This window comes from Pseudomonas sp. R3-18-08 (assembly GCF_003852065.1).
GTDB lineage: Bacteria > Pseudomonadota > Gammaproteobacteria > Pseudomonadales > Pseudomonadaceae > Aquipseudomonas.
On record NZ_CP027729.1, the window covers coordinates 1,442,639 to 1,461,671 of the forward strand.

At 60.7% G+C, this 19,033-nt stretch carries 21 protein-coding genes; 13 read left to right on the forward strand and 8 right to left on the reverse strand.

What is annotated here, in order from left to right; genetic code table 11:
• Positions 1–81: 81 nt before the first annotated feature.
• The 3 genes from eno to ispD all read left to right on the forward strand — a co-directional run bounded on the left by eno (position 82) and on the right by ispD (position 2,528).
• A complete protein-coding gene (eno, locus tag C4J92_RS06525; RefSeq protein ID WP_124403313.1) occupies positions 82–1,371 on the forward strand; it encodes a phosphopyruvate hydratase in 1,290 nt (429 codons plus the stop codon).
• A gap of 171 nt (positions 1,372–1,542) precedes the next feature.
• Positions 1,543–1,821, forward strand: a complete 279-nt coding sequence (gene ftsB, locus C4J92_RS06530; RefSeq protein WP_057723188.1) for a cell division protein FtsB — start codon at positions 1,543–1,545, stop codon at positions 1,819–1,821.
• The gene (gene ispD / locus C4J92_RS06535; RefSeq protein WP_124403314.1) at positions 1,818–2,528 is read left to right on the forward strand and encodes a 2-C-methyl-D-erythritol 4-phosphate cytidylyltransferase; all 711 of its coding nucleotides are present in this window, start codon (positions 1,818–1,820) and stop codon (positions 2,526–2,528) included. Before ftsB ends, ispD begins: the two co-directional genes overlap by 4 nt.
• A gap of 104 nt (positions 2,529–2,632) precedes the next feature.
• Here ispD and C4J92_RS06540 read toward each other — a convergent pair whose 3' ends face one another.
• A complete protein-coding gene (locus tag C4J92_RS06540; RefSeq protein ID WP_124403315.1) occupies positions 2,633–3,535 on the reverse strand; it encodes a LysR substrate-binding domain-containing protein in 903 nt (300 codons plus the stop codon).
• Between the two features lie 108 nt (positions 3,536–3,643).
• Here C4J92_RS06540 and C4J92_RS06545 point away from each other — a divergent pair, with 108 nt between their 5' ends.
• From C4J92_RS06545 to rpoS, 8 genes are all read left to right on the forward strand, one after another.
• On the forward strand, positions 3,644–4,756 hold the full coding sequence (locus tag C4J92_RS06545) for an S-(hydroxymethyl)glutathione dehydrogenase/class III alcohol dehydrogenase (protein WP_065880066.1): 1,113 nt from the start codon (positions 3,644–3,646) through the stop codon (positions 4,754–4,756).
• Between the two features lie 8 nt (positions 4,757–4,764).
• Positions 4,765–5,610: an S-formylglutathione hydrolase gene (fghA, locus tag C4J92_RS06550; protein WP_124403316.1), complete on the forward strand. Its 846-nt coding sequence runs from the start codon at positions 4,765–4,767 to the stop codon at positions 5,608–5,610.
• A 54-nt stretch (positions 5,611–5,664) separates the two neighbouring features.
• Positions 5,665–6,138: a 2-C-methyl-D-erythritol 2,4-cyclodiphosphate synthase gene (gene ispF, locus C4J92_RS06555; RefSeq protein WP_012722614.1), complete on the forward strand. Its 474-nt coding sequence runs from the start codon at positions 5,665–5,667 to the stop codon at positions 6,136–6,138.
• Positions 6,135–7,193, forward strand: coding sequence for a tRNA pseudouridine(13) synthase TruD (gene truD, locus C4J92_RS06560; protein WP_124403317.1), 1,059 nt, complete (start codon positions 6,135–6,137; stop codon positions 7,191–7,193). The genes ispF and truD overlap by 4 nt, the downstream gene beginning before the upstream one ends.
• Positions 7,181–7,930: a 5'/3'-nucleotidase SurE gene (gene surE, locus C4J92_RS06565; RefSeq protein ID WP_124369892.1), complete on the forward strand. Its 750-nt coding sequence runs from the start codon at positions 7,181–7,183 to the stop codon at positions 7,928–7,930. The genes truD and surE overlap by 13 nt, the downstream gene beginning before the upstream one ends.
• Before the next feature lie 41 nt (positions 7,931–7,971).
• On the forward strand, positions 7,972–8,607 hold the full coding sequence (locus C4J92_RS06570) for a protein-L-isoaspartate(D-aspartate) O-methyltransferase (RefSeq protein WP_170827533.1): 636 nt from the start codon (positions 7,972–7,974) through the stop codon (positions 8,605–8,607).
• A 210-nt stretch (positions 8,608–8,817) separates the two neighbouring features.
• The gene (locus C4J92_RS06575; RefSeq protein ID WP_124403318.1) at positions 8,818–9,654 is read left to right on the forward strand and encodes a peptidoglycan DD-metalloendopeptidase family protein; all 837 of its coding nucleotides are present in this window, start codon (positions 8,818–8,820) and stop codon (positions 9,652–9,654) included.
• A gap of 105 nt (positions 9,655–9,759) precedes the next feature.
• The gene (gene rpoS, locus C4J92_RS06580) at positions 9,760–10,767 is read left to right on the forward strand and encodes an RNA polymerase sigma factor RpoS (RefSeq protein WP_124361628.1); all 1,008 of its coding nucleotides are present in this window, start codon (positions 9,760–9,762) and stop codon (positions 10,765–10,767) included.
• Between the two features lie 213 nt (positions 10,768–10,980).
• Here the strand turns inward: rpoS and C4J92_RS06585 are convergent, their stop codons facing one another.
• The gene (locus tag C4J92_RS06585) at positions 10,981–11,190 is read right to left on the reverse strand and encodes a cold-shock protein (protein WP_002554837.1); all 210 of its coding nucleotides are present in this window, start codon (positions 11,188–11,190) and stop codon (positions 10,981–10,983) included.
• A gap of 387 nt (positions 11,191–11,577) precedes the next feature.
• Between C4J92_RS06585 and dcd the strand changes: the two genes are divergently transcribed.
• Complete coding sequence (dcd, locus tag C4J92_RS06590) at positions 11,578–12,144, forward strand: dCTP deaminase (protein ID WP_048719838.1); 567 nt, start codon at positions 11,578–11,580, stop codon at positions 12,142–12,144.
• A gap of 108 nt (positions 12,145–12,252) precedes the next feature.
• Positions 12,253–12,450 (forward strand): hypothetical protein, encoded by a 198-nt coding sequence (locus tag C4J92_RS06595; RefSeq protein WP_057723177.1) that lies wholly within the window; start codon positions 12,253–12,255, stop codon positions 12,448–12,450.
• On the opposite strand, the gene pdeM is transcribed toward C4J92_RS06595, so the two are convergent.
• From pdeM to C4J92_RS06625, 6 genes are read right to left on the reverse strand one after another with little or no spacing between them, the layout of a single operon-like run.
• Entirely contained in the window at positions 12,436–13,122 is a 687-nt protein-coding gene (pdeM, locus tag C4J92_RS06600) for a ligase-associated DNA damage response endonuclease PdeM (protein ID WP_124403319.1), read from the reverse strand. The genes C4J92_RS06595 and pdeM overlap by 15 nt on opposite strands.
• On the reverse strand, positions 13,122–15,602 hold the full coding sequence (locus C4J92_RS06605; RefSeq protein ID WP_124403320.1) for a ligase-associated DNA damage response DEXH box helicase: 2,481 nt from the start codon (positions 15,600–15,602) through the stop codon (positions 13,122–13,124). Before C4J92_RS06605 ends, pdeM begins: the two co-directional genes overlap by 1 nt.
• Before the next feature lie 57 nt (positions 15,603–15,659).
• Positions 15,660–16,424 (reverse strand): ABC transporter ATP-binding protein, encoded by a 765-nt coding sequence (locus C4J92_RS06610; protein ID WP_065951958.1) that lies wholly within the window; start codon positions 16,422–16,424, stop codon positions 15,660–15,662.
• A 13-nt stretch (positions 16,425–16,437) separates the two neighbouring features.
• Positions 16,438–17,556: a succinylglutamate desuccinylase/aspartoacylase family protein gene (locus C4J92_RS06615; protein ID WP_124403321.1), complete on the reverse strand. Its 1,119-nt coding sequence runs from the start codon at positions 17,554–17,556 to the stop codon at positions 16,438–16,440.
• Between the two features lie 9 nt (positions 17,557–17,565).
• A complete protein-coding gene (locus C4J92_RS06620; protein WP_124361632.1) occupies positions 17,566–18,276 on the reverse strand; it encodes an ABC transporter permease in 711 nt (236 codons plus the stop codon).
• On the reverse strand, positions 18,273–19,001 hold the full coding sequence (locus C4J92_RS06625) for an ABC transporter permease (protein ID WP_124369896.1): 729 nt from the start codon (positions 18,999–19,001) through the stop codon (positions 18,273–18,275). Before C4J92_RS06625 ends, C4J92_RS06620 begins: the two co-directional genes overlap by 4 nt.
• Positions 19,002–19,033: the final 32 nt, after the last annotated feature.

The following is a 19,033-nucleotide window of genomic DNA, read 5'->3' on the forward strand; positions in this document are numbered from 1 at the left end:
CCCTGTTGTTCCACCCTTGCGGTCGGTCAAAAGATTTCCTTCAGCTGCGTCGTTTTCGTCAACTTTGGAGTGTTTACAACAATGGCAAAAATCGTCGACATCAAAGGTCGTGAAGTTCTCGACTCCCGTGGCAACCCCACCGTCGAAGCCGACGTGCTTCTCGATAACGGCATCATCGGCAGCGCCTGCGCGCCGTCCGGTGCTTCCACAGGTTCCCGTGAAGCGCTGGAACTGCGTGATGGCGACAAGAGCCGTTACCTGGGCAAGGGTGTACTCAAGGCGGTAGCCAACATCAACGGCCCGATCCGTGACCTGTTGCTGGGCAAGGACCCGCTGGACCAGAAAGCCCTGGACCACGCGATGATCAAGCTCGACGGCACCGAAAACAAAGGCAGCCTGGGCGCCAACGCGATCCTCGCCGTGTCCCTGGCCGCCGCCAAGGCCGCCGCCCAGGACCAGGACCTGCCGCTGTACGCGCACATCGCCAACTTGAACGGCACGCCGGGTGTGTACTCGATGCCGGTGCCGATGATGAACATCATCAACGGTGGCGAGCACGCCGATAACAACGTCGACATCCAGGAATTCATGGTGCAGCCGGTTGGCGCCAAGTCCTTCTCCGAAGGCCTGCGCATGGGCACCGAGATTTTCCATCACCTCAAGGCTGTGCTGAAGGCCCGTGGCCTGAGCACTGCAGTGGGTGACGAAGGTGGTTTCGCACCGAACCTGGCGTCCAACGAAGATGCACTCAAAGTGATCTCCGAAGCTGTGGCCAACGCCGGCTACACACTGGGCACCGACGTGACCCTGGCCCTGGACTGCGCTGCCAGCGAATTCTATGAAGATGGCAAGTACAACTTGTCCGGCGAAGGCCAGGTGTTCAATTCCGAAGGCTTTGCCGAATACCTGAAGGGCCTGACCCAGCGCTACCCGATTATCTCGATCGAAGACGGCCTGGATGAGTCCGATTGGGACGGCTGGAAAATTCTCACCGACAAGATCGGCGAAAAAATCCAGTTGGTGGGCGACGATCTGTTCGTGACCAACACCAAGATCCTGAAAGAAGGCATCGACAAGAAGATCGCCAACTCGATCCTGATCAAGTTCAACCAGATCGGCACCCTGACCGAAACCCTGGAAGCCATCCAGATGGCCAAGGCTGCGGGCTACACCGCCGTGATCTCGCACCGCTCCGGCGAAACCGAAGATTCGACCATTGCCGACCTGGCCGTGGGCACCTCGGCGGGCCAGATCAAGACCGGTTCCCTGTGCCGTTCCGACCGCGTGTCCAAGTACAACCAATTGCTGCGCATCGAAGAGCAATTGGCGGGTAAAGCCAAGTACAACGGTCGCAGCGAGTTTCGCGGCTGAGCAGTAAATGGTAAAAAGTCGGCCGATTGCGTCGGAAATCTCACGACAGTGGGCATTTCGGCGCTAATCTGCTGACTGACAAGCACAAGCCTGGTTTATCCAGGCTTCGTGCTATCAGTTGCTGCAAAAGGTTTGCATGACTGTCTTTTTTCACTGGATACCCGGATTTCGATGCGCAGTCCCAATTGGTTGTTCCTCGTCTTGCTCTTGTTGCTGGCTGGCCTGCAGTACCGCCTATGGGTCGGTAACGGCAGCTTTGCGCAGGTGGAAGAGCTGACCCAGCAAATTGCCGACCAGCACGCCGAAAACGAACGTCTGCTGGAGCGCAACCGCGTGCTTGATGCCGAAGTGCTTGAGCTGAAAAAAGGCACGGAGACCGTTGAAGAGCGGGCGCGTCATGAATTGGGCATGGTCAAGGAGGGCGAAACCCTCTACCAGTTGGCCCAATGAACACCGAGTTACCGGCCTTCTGGGCCGTGATTCCGGCCGCGGGTGTTGGTGCCCGTATGGCCGCCGACCGTCCCAAGCAGTATCTGCAACTGGGCGGGCGCACCATTCTCGAACACAGCCTTGGCTGTTTCCTTGACCACCCTGCGCTGCAAGGGCTGGTGGTCAGTCTTGCAGTTGATGATCCCTACTGGCCCAGCCTGGCATGTGCCGCCGACCCGCGTATTCAGCGTGCGGATGGCGGATCGGAGCGCTCAGGTTCCGTGCTCAATGCGCTGCTGCAGCTCAATGCCCTGGGCGCCAGTGATGAAGATTGGGTGTTGGTGCACGATGCAGCGCGGCCCAACCTGAGCCGTGATGATCTCGACAAGCTACTGGGTGAACTGGCTGACGATCCCGTGGGTGGCCTGCTGGCCGTGCCGGCCCGTGACACCCTCAAGCGCGTCGACAAACACGGCCGTATCGTCGAGACCGTTGATCGTAGCCTGATCTGGCAGGCCTTTACGCCCCAGATGTTCCGCCTGGGCGCCTTGCACCGGGCCTTGGCGGACAGCCTGGTGGCCGATGCGGTGATTACCGACGAAGCCTCGGCCATGGAGTGGTCCGGCCAGGCGCCACGCCTGATCGAAGGGCGTTCGGACAACATCAAGGTGACGCGGCCGGAAGACCTGGAATGGCTGCGGTTGCGCTGGGCTAACCGCTCTTTGTAGGAGCGAGCTTGCTCGCGAAAATCGCCAACGATAACGCGGGTTTCCTGGCTAGGCGCGGCGCTCTCAGGTTTTTCGCGAGCAAGGGCTAGCCGCCCGCCTCGCTCCTACAACGTCTGGCCATACTCCGGCCTCCCAGCCAGCCCCTCCTTCAAGAAATCCACCAACTTCCTGACCTTCGGCGATAAATGCCGCTGCTGCGGATACAACGCCCACACCGCCGTATTCGGCGGCTGATGCGCCTCCAGCAGCGACACCAGCGCGCCACTGTGCAAGTGCTCCAGCACGTAATAGTCCGGCAACTGGCATAGCCCCATGCCTTGCAGCGCGGCATCCAGCACCGCCTGCCCACTGTTGCAGCGCCAGTTGCCCTGCACCCGCTGGGAAAATTCGCGGCCGTCCTGGGCCAGTTGCCAGATGTCTGAACTGCCGATCAGGCAGTTGTGCCGACTCAATTCCGACAAACTGTGTGGTCGACCATACCGGGCCAGGTAGGAAGGTGACGCACACAAATACATGCGGCGCGCAGCCAGGCGGCTGGCAACCATGCGTGAGTCTTGCAGGCGCCCGAGGCGAATCGCCAGGTCGAGGCCTTCGTGCACCAGGTCCAGCGGGCGGTTGCTCAGCTCGATATCGACGCGCAACTGTGGATAGAGCGCCATGAACGCTGTTACCAGCGGCACGATAAAGCGTTCGCCATAGGCCACCGCGCAGGTCATGCGCAACATGCCCTTGGGTTCGCTGGTCAGGTCGCCCACCGCACGTAACGCTTCTTCGCGCCCGTCCTGCAAGCGCTGGCAATGTTGCAGGAACGTCTGGCCCGCTTCGGTCAGCGTCACCTTGCGTGTACTGCGATACAACAGGCGGGTTTGCAGGCGTTCTTCCAGGCGCGCCACCTGGCGGCTGATATGGGACGACGAGACCCCCAGACGCTCGGCCGCAGCCGTGAATTGGCTGCACTCGGCCACGGCGACAAACTCATCGATGCCCTCCCAACGATTCTCCAGCATGAACATTGTCCCCATACAGCAATAATGTTTTGCTTTTGCCTGGATTATTAATCAATCAGCCATGTTTTACACTGAGCCAATCAACTTTTACTCCATGGAGAACCCCGGATGATCAAGTCCCGCGCCGCCGTAGCCTTCGAAGCCAAGAAACCCCTTGAGATTGTGGAAGTCGATGTCGCCATGCCCAAGGCGGGCGAAGTGCTGTTGCGCGTGGTCGCGTCCGGCGTGTGCCATACCGACGCCTACACGCTGTCGGGGGCAGACCCGGAAGGGATCTTCCCGTCGATCCTTGGTCATGAAGGCGGTGCCGTGGTCGAGGCCATTGGCGAAGGCGTAACCTCGGTGGCCGTCGGCGACCATGTGATCCCGCTGTACACCCCGGAATGCGGTCAATGCAAATTCTGCCTGTCCGGCAAGACCAACCTGTGCCAGGCCATCCGTTCCACCCAGGGCAAAGGCTTGATGCCTGACGGCACTACGCGTTTCTCCTACAAGGGCCAGCCGATTTTCCACTACATGGGTACCTCGACCTTCTCCGAGTACACCGTGCTGCCGGAAATCTCCGTCGCCAAGATTCCTAAAGAAGCGCCGCTGGAAAAGGTCTGCCTGCTGGGCTGTGGCGTTACCACCGGTATCGGCGCGGTGATCAACACCGCCAAGGTCAAGCCGGGTGACACCGTGGCCATCTTCGGTCTGGGCGGTATCGGTCTGTCGGCGGTGATTGGCGCAGTGAAAGCCAAGGCCGGTCGCATCATCGCCATCGACATCAACCCGGCCAAGTTCGAAATCGCCAAGCAACTGGGCGCTACCGACTGCATCAACCCGAAAGACTATGACCGTCCGATCCAGGACGTGATTGTCGATTTGACCGATGGCGGCGTGGACTTTTCCTTCGAGTGCATCGGCAATGTCCAGCTGATGCGTGCGGCCCTGGAGTGCTGCCATAAAGGCTGGGGCGAGTCGGTGATCATTGGCGTGGCCGGTGCAGGCCAGGAAATCGCCACCCGTCCGTTCCAACTTGTGACCGGTCGCGTCTGGCGCGGTTCTGCATTCGGCGGCGTACGCGGACGCACAGAATTGCCAAGCTACGTGGAAATGGCCCAGACCGGCGAGATCCCGCTGGATACCTTCATCACCCACACCATGGGCCTGGAAGACATCAACAAAGCGTTTGACCTGATGCATGAAGGCAAAAGCATTCGTACCGTCATCCATTTCTGAGGTCGGCCATGAGTCTGGAAAACCTGTCCTGCCAGAAAAGCTTCGGCGGCTGGCATAAACGCTATAAGCATCATTCCGCTGTGCTTGATTGCGACATGACCTTCGCCGTCTACCTGCCGCCGCAGGCGGAGCAGGGCGGCAAGCTGCCGGTGCTGTATTGGCTGTCCGGGCTGACCTGCACCGACGAGAACTTCATGCAAAAGGCCGGTGCCCATCGCATGGCCGCCGAGCTGGGCTTGATCATCGTGGCGCCGGATACCAGCCCGCGCGGCCCCGGTGTGCCGGATGACCCGGATAGCGCCTGGGACTTTGGTCTGGGCGCCGGGTTCTATCTGAACGCCACCCAGGAACCCTGGGCCAGGCATTATCGGATGCATGACTATGTGGTGCAGGAATTGCCGGAGTTGGTGGAGGCGCATTTCCCGGCGTCAGACAAGCGGGGCATCAGCGGCCACTCGATGGGCGGCCACGGTGCGTTGGTCTGCGCGCTGCGTAACCCAGGGCGTTACCAGAGCGTGTCGGCGTTTTCGCCGATCAACAATCCGATGGACTGCCCCTGGGGCCAGAAAGCCTTCTCCCGTTACCTGGGAGAAGAGCGCTCGAAGTGGCGCGAATGGGATGCCTGCGTGCTGATCAGCGAAGCGTCGGAACAGTTGCCGCTGCTGGTGGACCAGGGCGATCGCGACGATTTCCTCGCCGTGCAGCTCAAGCCCGAGGCCTTGCAGCAAGCCGCCAAGGCGGCCGGTCATCCGCTGGAACTGCGGCTGCAACCTGGCTACGACCACAGCTACTTCTTTATCGCCAGCTTCATCGATGACCATTTGCGCCATCATGGTCGTGCTTTGCTCGGTTAATGTGAGGCAAAAGTAGGTAGAATCACGCCCTGAATTAAATCGGGGCGTTTTTTTATGCGTATTGGCCACGGCTACGATGTGCACCGTTTCGCTGAAGGCGATTTCATCACCTTGGGCGGCGTGCGTATCGCGCACCACCATGGGCTGCTGGCTCATTCTGACGGCGACGTTGTCTTGCACGCCTTGAGCGATGCGTTGCTCGGCGCAGCGGCATTGGGTGATATCGGCAAGCACTTTCCGGACACCGATCCCACCTTCAAGGGCGCCGACAGCCGTGTGTTGCTGCGCCATGTCGTCGGCTTGATCCACGCCAAAGGCTGGAAGGTCGGCAACGTCGATAACACCATCGTGGCCCAGGCGCCGAAAATGGCCCCGCATATCGAATCGATGCGCGCCTTGATTGCCGCAGACCTGCAAATAGAATTGGACCAAGTCAACGTGAAAGCCACCACCACCGAAAAGCTCGGGTTTACCGGTCGTGAAGAGGGCATCGCCGTGCACTCCGTCGCCTTGTTGCTGCGCGCATGAACGAACTTGAGTTGCTGGGCCCGCGTGCCTATGGCGAAGCGTTGGGCAGCGCGGTCCTGAAGGCCACTGCCGAAGATTTCCAGGTGGACGAAGTGCTCGATATCCCGCTGACCGGCGAAGGCGAGCACCTGTGGTTGTGGGTGGAGAAGCGCGGCCTGAATACCGAGGAAGCGGCGCGGCGTATCGCCAAGGCGGCTGGCGTGCCTTTGCGCACCGTCAGCTATGCCGGGCTCAAGGATCGCCAGGCATTGACCCGCCAGTGGTTCAGCGTGCAATTGCCCGGCAAGGCCGACCCAAACATGAGTGCCGCCGAGAACGACACCCTCAGGATCCTGAAAACCGCGCGGCACAAACGCAAGTTGCAGCGCGGTGCGCATGCGGCCAATGGCTTTACCTTGCGCCTGACCCAGTTGAACGGTGATACCGCCGCCATCGACGCGCGTCTGCAACAGATTGCCCAGCACGGTATTCCCAACTATTTCGGTGCCCAGCGTTTTGGCCATAATGGCGGCAATGTCGTCGATGCCCGTGACTGGGCGGCTCGCAAGGCCTTGCCGGAACAGCGCAATGTGCGTTCGCGGTTGCTGTCCACCGCCCGTAGCTTGCTGTTCAACAAAGTGTTGGCGGCGCGTGTCGCCGACGGCTCCTGGCAGCGCGCCCAAGTCGGCGACTTGCTGGCCTTCACCGACAGCCGCAGCTTTTTCCCGGCCGGTGAGGCTGAATGCAGCGACCCGCGCCTGGCGATCCTCGACCTGCATCCCACCGGCCCGCAGTGGGGGGAGGGCGAGTCTCCGGCGAAAGGTCTTACCTATGAATTGGAACAATCTGTCGCCGCCGCAGAAGCTGACCTGCGTGATTGGCTGGTGAATGCGGGAATGAGCCAAGAACGTCGCATTCTGCGACTGCCCATTGGCGGGTTGACGTGGCATTATCCCGAGCCTGACATTCTGCAATTGGAATTCGTCCTGCCGGCTGGATGCTTCGCCACTGTATTGGTGCGCGAACTCGTTGATCTAGTGCCGGTGGGGCCGACGGACAACCCATGCGTATTCTGATATCAAACGATGACGGTGCCACCGCACCCGGCCTCGCCGCGCTTCATGCTGCGCTGGCGGATTACGCCGAATGCGTGGTGGTGGCCCCCGACCAGGACAAGAGCGGCGCCAGCAGTTCGCTGACGCTCGACCGTCCGTTGCACCCCAAGGTGCTGGCCAATGGCTTTATCAGCGTGAACGGCACCCCCACCGACTGCGTACACCTGGCGATCAACAGCTTGTTGGAGCACGCGCCGGACCTGGTGGTGTCGGGCATCAACCTGGGCGCGAACCTGGGCGATGATGTGCTGTATTCCGGCACCGTGGCGGCCGCCCTTGAAGGGCGCTTTCTCGGCGGTATCGGGTTCGCCTTTTCCTTCGCCTCACGGCAACTGGATAACCTGGCGACGGCGGCGTACTACGCGCGCAAGCTGGTGCAAGCGCACGCGTCCCTGGACCTGCCGCCGCGCACCGTGCTTAACGTCAATATCCCCAACCTGCCTCTTGACCATATTCGCGGTATCCAGCTGACGCGGCTGGGGCACCGTGCCCGTGCGGCGGCACCCTTGAAGGTGGTCGACCCGCGTGGCAAGGAAGGCTATTGGATCGCCGCGGCCGGCGATGCCGAGGATGGTGGCGAGGGCACGGACTTTCATGCGGTGATGCAAGGCTATGTATCGATTACCCCGTTGCAATTCGATCGCACCTTCAGTGATGCCTTCAGTGGACTTGATGGCTGGCTGGAGGGACTGCGCTGATGGCTCGTGAACAAGACGACTTGCTGCGCCGTGGCATCGGGATGACTTCCCAGCGCACGCGCGAGCGTTTGATCCAGCGTCTGTACGAAGAAGGCTTGTCCAACGCGCAGGTCCTGGAAGTGATCCGGCGCACGCCTCGGCACCTTTTTGTCGACGAAGCCCTGGCGCACCGCGCCTACGAAGACACGGCGTTGCCGATCGGCCACAACCAGACCATCTCCCAGCCCTATATGGTCGCCCGCATGAGCGAGTTGTTGCTGGCCGCCGGGCCGTTGGACAAGGTGCTGGAAATCGGCACCGGCTCCGGCTATCAGACCGCCGTGTTGTCTCAGTTGGTCGAACGGGTGTTCTCGGTCGAGCGCATCAAGGTGCTGCAGGACCGCGCCAAAGAGCGCCTGGTGGAGCTGAACCTGCGTAACGTAGTGTTTCGTTGGGGCGATGGCTGGGAAGGCTGGCCGGCATTGGCGCCCTATAACGGCATCATTGTGACTGCGGTGGCCACCGATGTGCCGCAAGCGCTGCTCGATCAACTGGCGCCTGGCGGCCGGCTGGTCATCCCGGTGGGCTCCGGCGAAGTGCAACAATTGATGCTCATTATTCGCGAGGACGATGGCTTTTCCCGGCATGTGCTCGGGGCTGTGCGCTTCGTGCCGCTGCTCAACGGCCCGCTGGCCTGATCATTTATTTCCAGGCAGTGAATTCCACAGGCGCACATGTGTCTTACGGCGGGGTCTATAGATTCAACGGGGGAAGGCGCCGGAATTAAACATGATGAAGTTTTCGTTTCAGTTCGTGTGCCGGTAAAAAGCTAATGCCCAGTTATACTTGCGTCATCTTTCAAGCCTGATACAGGCGTTAACGTTCAGCCACCACAAAGGGAGCGGCGGGTGAGTCTCACAGGTCCTGCGCAGCGAATGAGTAAAACAAGCTTTCAGCGACTGGTGCTTGGCCTTGTCTTGAGTTCCTTACTGGCAGCCTGCTCGAGCACGCCATCCGGCGGTGCGCGGGTAGTTGACCGCACCAATGCGGCACCGCAGAAGCCGACGGTGACCACCGGCCAATACGTCGTGCGCAAGGGCGATACGCTGTTCTCGATTGCCTTCCGTTATGGTTGGGATTACAAGGCGCTCGCAGCTCGTAACAACATTCCCGTGCCTTATACGATTCATCCGGGGCAGACGATTCGCTTCGATGGCCGCGCCGGTTCGGCGCCCACGGCAGTTGTGACAAAGTCGGGATCTTCGGCTTCTTCTTCGAGCAAAACCACGGTTATCACCAGGCCTGCAGGTACCGCCACACCTTCGGTGGCGAGCAAGCCGGCACCCGCGCCGTTGCCACCTGCAGGGCCGGCGCCGACCGGTTGGGGATGGCCTTCAAACGGCGTGTTAATTGGAAAATTCTCTTCAAACGGCAGTTTGAATAAAGGCATTGATATCGCCGGGGATTTGGGACAGCCTGTTTTGGCTGCGTCTGATGGGACAGTGGTGTACGCCGGGAGTGGTCTACGGGGCTACGGCGAGCTGGTCATCATCAAACACAGCGATACCTACGTCAGTGCCTACGGTCATAACCGCAGGTTGTTGGTTCGGGAGGGGCAGCAGGTCAAGGTCGGACAGACAATTGCCGAAATGGGTTCAACGGGTACAGACCGGGTGAAACTGCACTTTGAGATTCGCCGCCAAGGGAAACCTGTAGACCCACTGCAATTCCTACCCCGTCGTTGATGTGTTGCCAGCCTGTTCCCTCACGTAGAAGGAACAGGCTCCAGCGTTGCCAAGGATAAAGGCGTCGCTTGAGCTTGAGGTCGAACTCACCAAAGGACTATAACAATGGCTCTCAGTAAAGAAGCGCCGGAGTTTGACATCGACGATGAGGTTCTCCTTATGGAGACCGGTATCGCTACGGAACCGATGTCAGATAATGAGGGGGCATCACCACCCTCAGTTCGCACCAAATCCAAAAACTCCTCCGCGTTAAAGCAACACAAGTACATTGATTACACACGGGCGCTCGACGCGACCCAGTTGTACCTCAATGAAATCGGCTTTTCCCCTCTGCTCACCCCCGAAGAAGAAGTTCATTTTGCGCGTCTGTCGCAAAAGGGCGATCCGGCTGGGCGCAAACGCATGATTGAAAGCAACCTGCGCCTGGTGGTTAAAATCGCCCGCCGCTACGTCAATCGCGGATTGTCGCTGCTGGACTTGATCGAGGAAGGCAACCTGGGCTTGATCCGGGCGGTGGAGAAGTTCGACCCTGAGCGGGGCTTTCGCTTCTCGACTTATGCCACCTGGTGGATTCGCCAGACCATCGAACGGGCGATCATGAATCAGACCCGCACGATCCGGTTGCCGATCCATGTGGTCAAGGAGCTCAACGTGTACCTGCGGGCAGCGCGTGAGCTGACACAAAAACTCGATCATGAACCTTCGCCCGAAGAAATCGCCAACCTGCTGGAAAAACCGGTAGGGGAGGTCAAGCGCATGCTTGGCCTGAACGAGCGCGTATCTTCGGTCGATGTCTCGCTGGGTCCGGATTCGGATAAAACCCTGCTGGACACCCTGACGGATGATCGCCCGACAGATCCGTGCGAGCTGTTGCAGGATGATGATCTGTCCCAAAGCATCGACCAGTGGTTGTCGGAGCTCACCGATAAGCAGCGCGAGGTGGTGATTCGCCGCTTCGGCCTGCGCGGCCATGAGAGCAGCACCCTGGAGGACGTAGGCCTGGAGATCGGCCTGACCCGTGAGCGGGTTCGGCAGATTCAGGTAGAGGGGCTCAAACGCTTGCGCGAGATCCTCGAGAAGAATGGCCTGTCGAGTGAGTCGCTGTTTCAATAAACGACGCCGCTTGAATGCTTGAATGTGGGAGGGGGCTTGCCCCCGATAGCGGTGGGTCAGTCGATATAGCTGTCGACTGATGTGCCGCCATCGGGGGCAAGCCACCTCCCACATTGTTTTGTGTCAGGCATTTGATTGGGATGAATGCCAAATTGCAGGCATAAAAAAACCCCGCTTTTAAGGGCGGGGTCTTTTCGACTAAGTCAGTACAAGTTAGATAACTTGAACTTCTTCAGCTTGCATGCCTTTCTGACCGCGGGTAGCGATGAAAGAAACCTGTTGGCCTTCTTTCAGGCTTTTGAAGCCGTCGGATTGGATAGCTTTGAAGTGAACGAACAGGTCGTCACCGGATTGTGGAGTGATGAAGCCGAAGCCTTTTTCATCGTTGAACCACTTAACGGTACCAGTTTGGCGATTAGACATGGTGTAACTCCTTGAACAAAGTTAACTGCGACTCAGGAAAAGCCCTGGCCGAGACTGAGTGCAAAGAGCAGGAAAAATTCTTGGAGATGGTTGGATCGAAATTCAACATATCGTGTAGAGATTCTCAGTGACACAAGCAACACAGTGACGCCACCTTAACCCTTTTTCCGGAACGTGCCAATGGTATTTCCGAAGGTTTCTCTATTTTCGTGACTGGCGGTGGTATTTATTGTCCCCGAAAGTCGCGCCAGGAGCCCCGGCCCCGTTGGCTGCGGGTAATGGAGGCCGGTGCATTCGTCATTAAAAGTCCTGCGCCCTTTGAACCCCACAGCCGGCCCCGGTAAGATGCCCCACAGAATTTTTTCACCTCGCATTCAGGACACCGCCATGAGCATCAAATCGGACAAGTGGATTCGCCGCATGGCGCAGGAACACGGCATGATCGAACCGTTCGTCGAGCGCCAGATCCGTGGCGAAGGCGACGCGCGCGTGATTTCGTACGGGGTTTCCAGCTATGGCTACGATGTGCGTTGCGCCGATGAATTCAAGGTGTTCACCAATATCAACTCGGCGATTGTCGATCCGAAGAACTTCGACGAAAAAAGCTTCGTCGACGTCAAGAGCGATGTTTGCATCATCCCGCCAAACTCCTTCGCCCTGGCCCGCACCGTGGAGTTCTTCCGTATCCCGCGTGACGTATTGACCATCTGCCTGGGTAAAAGCACCTACGCCCGTTGCGGCATCATCGTCAACGTGACCCCGCTGGAACCCGAGTGGGAAGGCCATGTGACCCTGGAGTTCTCCAACACCACCACCTTGCCGGCGAAAATCTACGCCAACGAAGGCGTGGCGCAAATGCTGTTCCTGCAATCCGACGAGGCGTGCGAAGTGTCCTATAAGGACCGTGCCGGCAAGTATCAGGGCCAGCGTGGCGTCACGCTCCCACGCGCTTGATCGAAAGCTCCTACGAGTAAAGGGAATTAGTCTGCGGAAATTGACTCTATCTAGGTGTACTGCCTCGGCGCGTGTAAAACGCGTCGAGCCACGCTTGAGGAGTGCCCTATGAAGATCAACCCGCGAATCAGCGCAGAACTTGCCCGGCTTGAACCCAATCAGATTGGTGTTCTGGCTTGGTCCTTGATGGCCGACCCTGCTTATGCGGGCGGCATTCCCGGCCAACCTGAACCGGACTATCCGCAGCCTACCGAACCGGGGGAGCCCACCCTGCCGGATGAGCCGCCTCCTTCACCTGTTGCCTGACCCAGCACGCACGCCTGTGCGTCGCTGAACCGGCCAGACCTCGTGATCGCCGATCACAAAGATTCGGCACTCATCGTCCAGCTCCACGGCGTAACCGCCGGTAAAGGCGCCAAACGCCGGAAGTAGGCTGACGCGTTTGCCAATCTGGAAGCACGGCAGGCGCAGGCTCTGCCGGCCTTTGCCGCGCAAGCGGTACACCGGATGGACATGCCCCGCCAGCACATGATGGCTGGGGTGGGCGTGCGGTTCGTGCTGTAGAGCGAATGGCCCTATCAATAGTGGCTCCGTTACCACCTCAATGTTCAGGTCGGCAGGCGGGTCGCCAGCGCGTTGATCGTGATTGCCGCGAATCAACGTAATCGGCAACTCAGCGTGGCGCGTTCGCCAGGCCCTGAGCGCGCCCAGGGTGCCGCTGGCGTGGGAGCCTGGGCCGTGGAGGAAATCTCCGAGGAAGATCACCCGAGCGCAGGCAAAGGCCACCAGCAACCGATCCAGGCGCTGCAGGTTTTCGCTGGTGGTGCCCTGGGGCACGGGTTGCCCGAGGCTGCGGTAGGCCGAGGCCTTGCCGAAGTGAGCGTCGGCGATCAGCAGGTATTGGCGCGCCGGCCAGTACATCGCCTTGTCCGCCAGCAGCCACAATTGCTCACCCTCAAGCGTTACCGAACACACCATCAAGCGTTCCCTTTATCCGCGACTTTTTCCAGGTCCTTGACCATCCGCGCAATGCGCTCCGAGAGTTTTTCCGAACTCAGGCTCTCGCGCATCCGCTCCACCAGCAGCGGAAAGGCCAGGGGGGTGGGCCGCTGGATCAGATGCAGGTCCAGTTGCAGCGCCGACAGGCGAAGCAATGTCTCTTCCAGGCGCTGAATGTCCAGTTCGTTGCGCAGGACTTCTTCCCCAGCCTGGGTCAACAGCAGGTTGTGCGGATCATATTGTTTGAACACTTCGAAGAACAGGCCACTGGAGGCCTGCACCTGGCGGGTGCTTTTCGGCGCGCCGGGGTAACCGGCGAACACCAGCCCGGCGATGCGTGCGATTTCGCGAAAGCGCCGCAACGCCAGTTCACCGGCGTTGAGGCTGGCTGCCACGTCCGTGAGCAAATCCTGTGGGCTGAGCAGCGCCTCGGTCAACACATCGGGCCAGTGCACCTCGGTGGCGCTCAGCAATTCCAACCCATAATCATTGACCGCAATGGAAAAGGTCACGGGTTGCTGCCGGCTGACGCGCCACGCCAGCAGACTCGCCAGCCCCAGATGCACCTGACGCCCGGCGAAGGGGTAAAGAAACAGGTGCCAGCCTTCGCGCGACTTGAGAAACTCCGCCAGCAAGTGATCACGGGTCGGCAGGCCGGACCAACGCAGTTGTGTCAACAGCAATGGCTGCACCGCCTGCATCTCCGGGCCGTCGAAGCGACCCTGCGCCGCCGCGTCGAAGCGCTCGATCACCGCCTGCGCCAGCTCGTTGGAAAGCGGCATGCGCCCGCCATTCCAGCGCGGCACGGCGGCTTTTTTCGCGGTGCTGCGGCGCACGTACGCGGTCATGTTTTCGACGCGCACCAACTCCAGCAGGCGTCCGGCGAACAGAAAGCCGTCACCCGGCTTGAGTCGCGCAATAAAACCTTCCTCGACACTGCCGAGGTTTTTGCCGCCACCGCCTTTGCTCCAGTACTTCAGATGCATACTCGCATCGCTGACAATCGTGCCCACGCTCATGCGATGGCGGCGCGCCAGTCGCGCATCGGGAACGCGCCAGATGCCCTGTTCGTCGGGCTCTACGCGGCGGTAATCCGGATAAGCGGTGAGCGACAGCCCGCCATGGCGCACAAAGGCCAGGGCCCAGGTCCAATCGGCGTCAGTAAGATCGCGATAGGCCCAGGCCCCGCGGACCTCCGCCAACAGCGCATCGGGAACAAACCCGCCGCCCAGAGCCATGCTGACCAGATGTTGCACCAGCACATCCAAGGGTTTGTGGGGCGATTCGCGGGCTTCGATGCGTCGCTGGGCAATCGCATCCTTTGCGGCGGCGGCTTCCACCAGCTCCAGGCTGTGGGTCGGCACCAGGGTCACCCGTGATGGCCGCCCCGGAGCATGCCCCGAGCGGCCGGCGCGTTGCATCAGGCGCGCCACACCTTTGGCCGAGCCTATCTGCAGCACCCGCTCCACCGGCAGGAAATCTACGCCCAGGTCCAGGCTGGAGGTGCACACCACCGCCTTGAGTTGGCCGTCTTTGAGCGCACGTTCCACCCAGTCCCGGGTCTCGCGGGACAGCGAACCGTGATGCAGCGCAATCAGGCCGGCCCATTCCGGCCTGGCCTCCAGCAGCGCCTGGTACCAGATTTCCGACTGCGCCCGGGTATTGGTGAACACCAGGCAACTGCTGCTGGCGTCTACTTCGGCCACCACTTGCGGGAGCATTTTCAAGCCGATATGGCCGGCCCAGGGAAAGCGTTCGGCGATGGGCGGCAGCAGTGTGTCAACCAGCAACTGTTTGGGCGATTGCCCTTGCACATTGACCCCGCCACCCTGTGGGACCAATACATCCAGCGCGTGGGCCTGATTACCCAAGGTCGCGGAAATGCCCCAGACCAGCAAGTCGGGGTGCCAGCGTCGCAGCCGTGCCAACGCCAGTTGCAGTTGCACACCGCGCTTATTGCCGATCAGTTCATGCCATTCGTCCACCACCACCATGCGCAGATGCGCCAGGCTGACCTCACTGTCGGCGCGCGCAAGCATCAGTGTCAGGCTTTCCGGGGTGGTGATCAGTGCAGTGGGCTGGCGGCGGGTCTGGCGGGCGCGTTCGCCGCTGCTGGTGTCGCCCGTGCGCAGGCCAACGCTCCAGGGGATCTGCAAGGCCGTCAGCGGCGCCTCAAGCGCGCGTGCGGTGTCGGCGGCCAAGGCGCGCATCGGTGTGATCCACAATACGGTCAGTGGTTCGGCCGGCGCCTTGCGCTTGCCGGTAGCGGGCGGGCGCGTGATGGCGAAACGATTTAGGGCGGCGAACCACAGCGCGTAGGTTTTACCCGCGCCGGTACTGGCATGCAGCAAGCCGGATTGACCGTCTTTGACGGCCTTCCACACTTCTTTCTGGAATGCGAACGCACGCCAGCCACGGGTGGCAAACCATTGTTTTGCGAAGTCGACGGGTTTTGCCATGCGGCAGCTGACGCTCTGGAGGCTCTATTGCACAGACCCTCCAGGCGTCACAAAGGTTTACTTCAAGTTGCCGCTCAAAAACTGCTGCAGGCGCTCGCTCTTCGGATTGCCCAGCACATCCGCCGGCGCACCTTGCTCTTCCACCCGGCCTTGGTGCAGGAACAGCACCTGGCTGGAAACCTTGCGCGCAAAGCTCATTTCGTGGGTCACCATGATCATGGTGCGGCCTTCTTCGGCCAGGCCCTGGATGACCTTCAGTACTTCACCGACTAACTCCGGGTCCAATGCCGAGGTGGGTTCGTCGAACAGCATCACCTCGGGCTCCATCGCCAACGCGCGGGCAATCGCTACTCGTTGCTGCTGGCCGCCGGACAGGAATGCCGGGTATTGATCGGCCACCCGCGCGGGCAGGCCGACTTTGTCCAGGTAGCGCCGGGCGCGGTCTTCGGCGTCTTTCTTGCTGCACCCCAGCACCCGGCGCGGCGCCATCGTGATGTTTTCCAGCACGCTCATGTGGCTCCACAGGTTGAAGTGCTGGAAGACCATCGCCAGTCGCGTGCGCAAGCGCTGCAACTCGGCATCGTCGGCCACGCGCATGCCGTGGCGGTCACTGACCATGCGGATGGTTTGTCCGTCCAGGGTCATGGCGCCGTCGTTGGGCGTTTCCAGGAAGTTGATGCAGCGCAGGAAGGTGCTCTTGCCCGAGCCGCTGGCGCCGATCAGGCTGATCACGTCACCGGTCCTGGCCTTGAGTGAGACACCTTTGAGCACTTCATTGTCGCCATAGCTTTTATGCAGGCCTTCAACGGTCAATTTGTACATGGGGCGTGCATCCTCAAGGCGAAAGTAAGTAGCCGCTACGGTAGGCCTCAGTGCCGGCGACATGGCTGATCACCATCCCGGCAGTGGCCATGCGGCGTAGCGAACGGGCGTAAAGCAGGCCGGCATGCTGGCAGTGCACGGGCGTTACGCGGTCAGTGATGGGGTCGATGATTTCTGCGATCAGTTGCCCGGCCTCCAGGTATTCACCCGGCAAGGCACTGAACACCAGCAAGCCGCCCACCGGTGTGGTCACCGGCTCCACACCCGCCAATGGCGTGGCCGGGTAGGGCAGCGCGGGCAGGGGCGTCGCGTCGTCTTCAATCGCACCGAAGTGGATCAGGTAATCGATGATCGCCTGGCAGTCCAAGGCCGCCAGGCCGTGGTTGACGTCGCCTTGGCCGCGCAGCTCGACGGTCACGGAAAAGCTGCCCAGGGGGATCGGGAAGCGCGCGCCGAAGCGTTGTCGCAACTGCCACCACACCAGGGTGAAACATTCATCAAAGGACTGCCCGCCGGAGTCGGTGGCCAGCAGGTTGGCCTCCGAGCCCAGGTACCGCGCCAACGGCTCCACCTGTGGCCAGGCCTCAGGCGTGGTGTAGAGGTGCGCCACGGCTTCGAAATCGCAATGCAGGTCCAGCACGATATCGGCATCGCACGCCAGGCGTTGCAGCACCAGGCGCTGGGATTGCAATTGCGTCGATGCGGTTTGCCTGGCGAGGGCGTCGGATAACGCGGTGCGGATCAATCGGGCGTTGTGCTGGGGGTCATCGCTCAGCGAGTCTTCAACCTGATCACCGACTGCGTCGCTGAGGTCGACGAACAGGCGATTGAAATTCTGCCCGCTTTCCAGCTCGTAGCGGCCCAGGGGGATGTCCATCAGCACCTGTTCCAGCCCCACCGGATTGGCGACCGGCACCAGGACGATTTCGCTGCGCAAGCGCCCGGCGGTGGCCAATTGGGCCAGGCGCGCCTTCAGGTGCCAGGCCACCAGCATGCCCGGCAGTTCATCGGCATGCAGGGACGCTTGGATGTAAATCTTGCGGTCGGCCTGTTCCGGGCCGAAATGGAAACTGTGAATCTGCCGCGCCGTGCCAGGCACCGGCGCAATCAGGTCATGTTGCTGATGACGCATGAAAGCTCCTTAATGGCTCGGCCCGAGGAAGGCCAGCCAGCGGCGTTCGGCCAATCGGAACAGGCCGACCAGAGCGAAGGTCACGGCCAGGTAGATCAAGGCGGCGATGCCGAACGATTGGAAGGTCATGAAGGTGGCCGAGTTGGCGTCCCTGGCGACTTTGAGGATGTCCGGGATGGTGGCGGTGAACGCCACGGTGGTCGAATGCAGCATCAGGATCACTTCGTTGCTGTAGTAGGGCAACGAACGGCGCAGCGCCGACGGCATGATCACATAGGCATACAACTTCCAACCGCTCAGCCCGTAGGCCTTGGCCGCTTCGACTTCGCCGTGGGCCATGCTGCGGATCGCCCCGGCGAAAATTTCCGTGGTGTAGGCGCAGGTGTTGAGGGCGAAGGCCAGGATCGTGCAGTTCATCGCATCGCGAAAGAACGCATCGAGCACCGGTTGCGCACGCACGGCGGCGATGCTGTAGATGCCGGTGTAGCAAATCAGCAACTGAATATATAGCGGCGTGCCGCGAAACAGGTAGGTGTAGAACTGCACCGGCCAGCGCACCAGGCGCCTGCGCGAGACCCGGGCGATAGACAGTGGAATCGACACCACAAACCCGATCACCAGTGCCGCGCTGAGCAGCCACATAGTCATGGCCAGGCCGGTGATGTGCTGGCCGTCGCTATAAAGGAAGGGGCGCCAGTATTCCTGCAAAAGCTCGATCATCGCACGGCCTCCCGTGAGCCTGCGGCGTAGCGCCGTTCAAGACGACGCAGGACGAAGTTGGACGCGCTGGTGATCAACAGGTAGATCAGCGCGGCGAGTACCAGGAAGTAGAACAGTTGGTAGGTGCTCTTGCCGGCATCCTGGGCGGCTTTCACCAGGTCGGCCAGGCCGATGATCGACACCAGGGCGGTGGCCTTGAGCATCACCATCCAGTTATTGCCGATGCCCGGCAGGGCAAAGCGCATCATCTGCGGGAAGGTCACGTAGCGAAACCGTTGCCCGCGCTTGAGCCCATAGGCGGTGGCGGCTTCCAGCTGGCCACGGGGCACCGCGAGAATCGCGCCGCGAAAAGTCTCGGTGAAATAGGCACCGTAGATAAAGCCCAGGGTGATGACCCCGGCGCTGAATGGGTCGATCTCGATGTACTCCCATTCCATAACGTCGGTCAGGCCGGTCAGCCAGGTTTGCAGGCTGTAGAAAATCAATAGCATCAACACCAGGTCGGGTACGCCGCGAATCAAGGTGGTGTAGAGCTGGGCGGGGATACGCAGGAACGGCAGGCTGGACAGTTTCGCGCTGGCGCCGAGCAGGCCCAGCAACACGCTGACGGCCAGGGACAGCACCGACAATTTAAGGGTCATCCAGGTGCCTTGCAGCAACAGCGGGCCGAAACCCTTCAAGCTGAACGCGCTCAGCCCGAGGGTTTGCAACAGATCTTCGAACATAAATCAGGACCTATGGCGATAAAAAAGCGCCC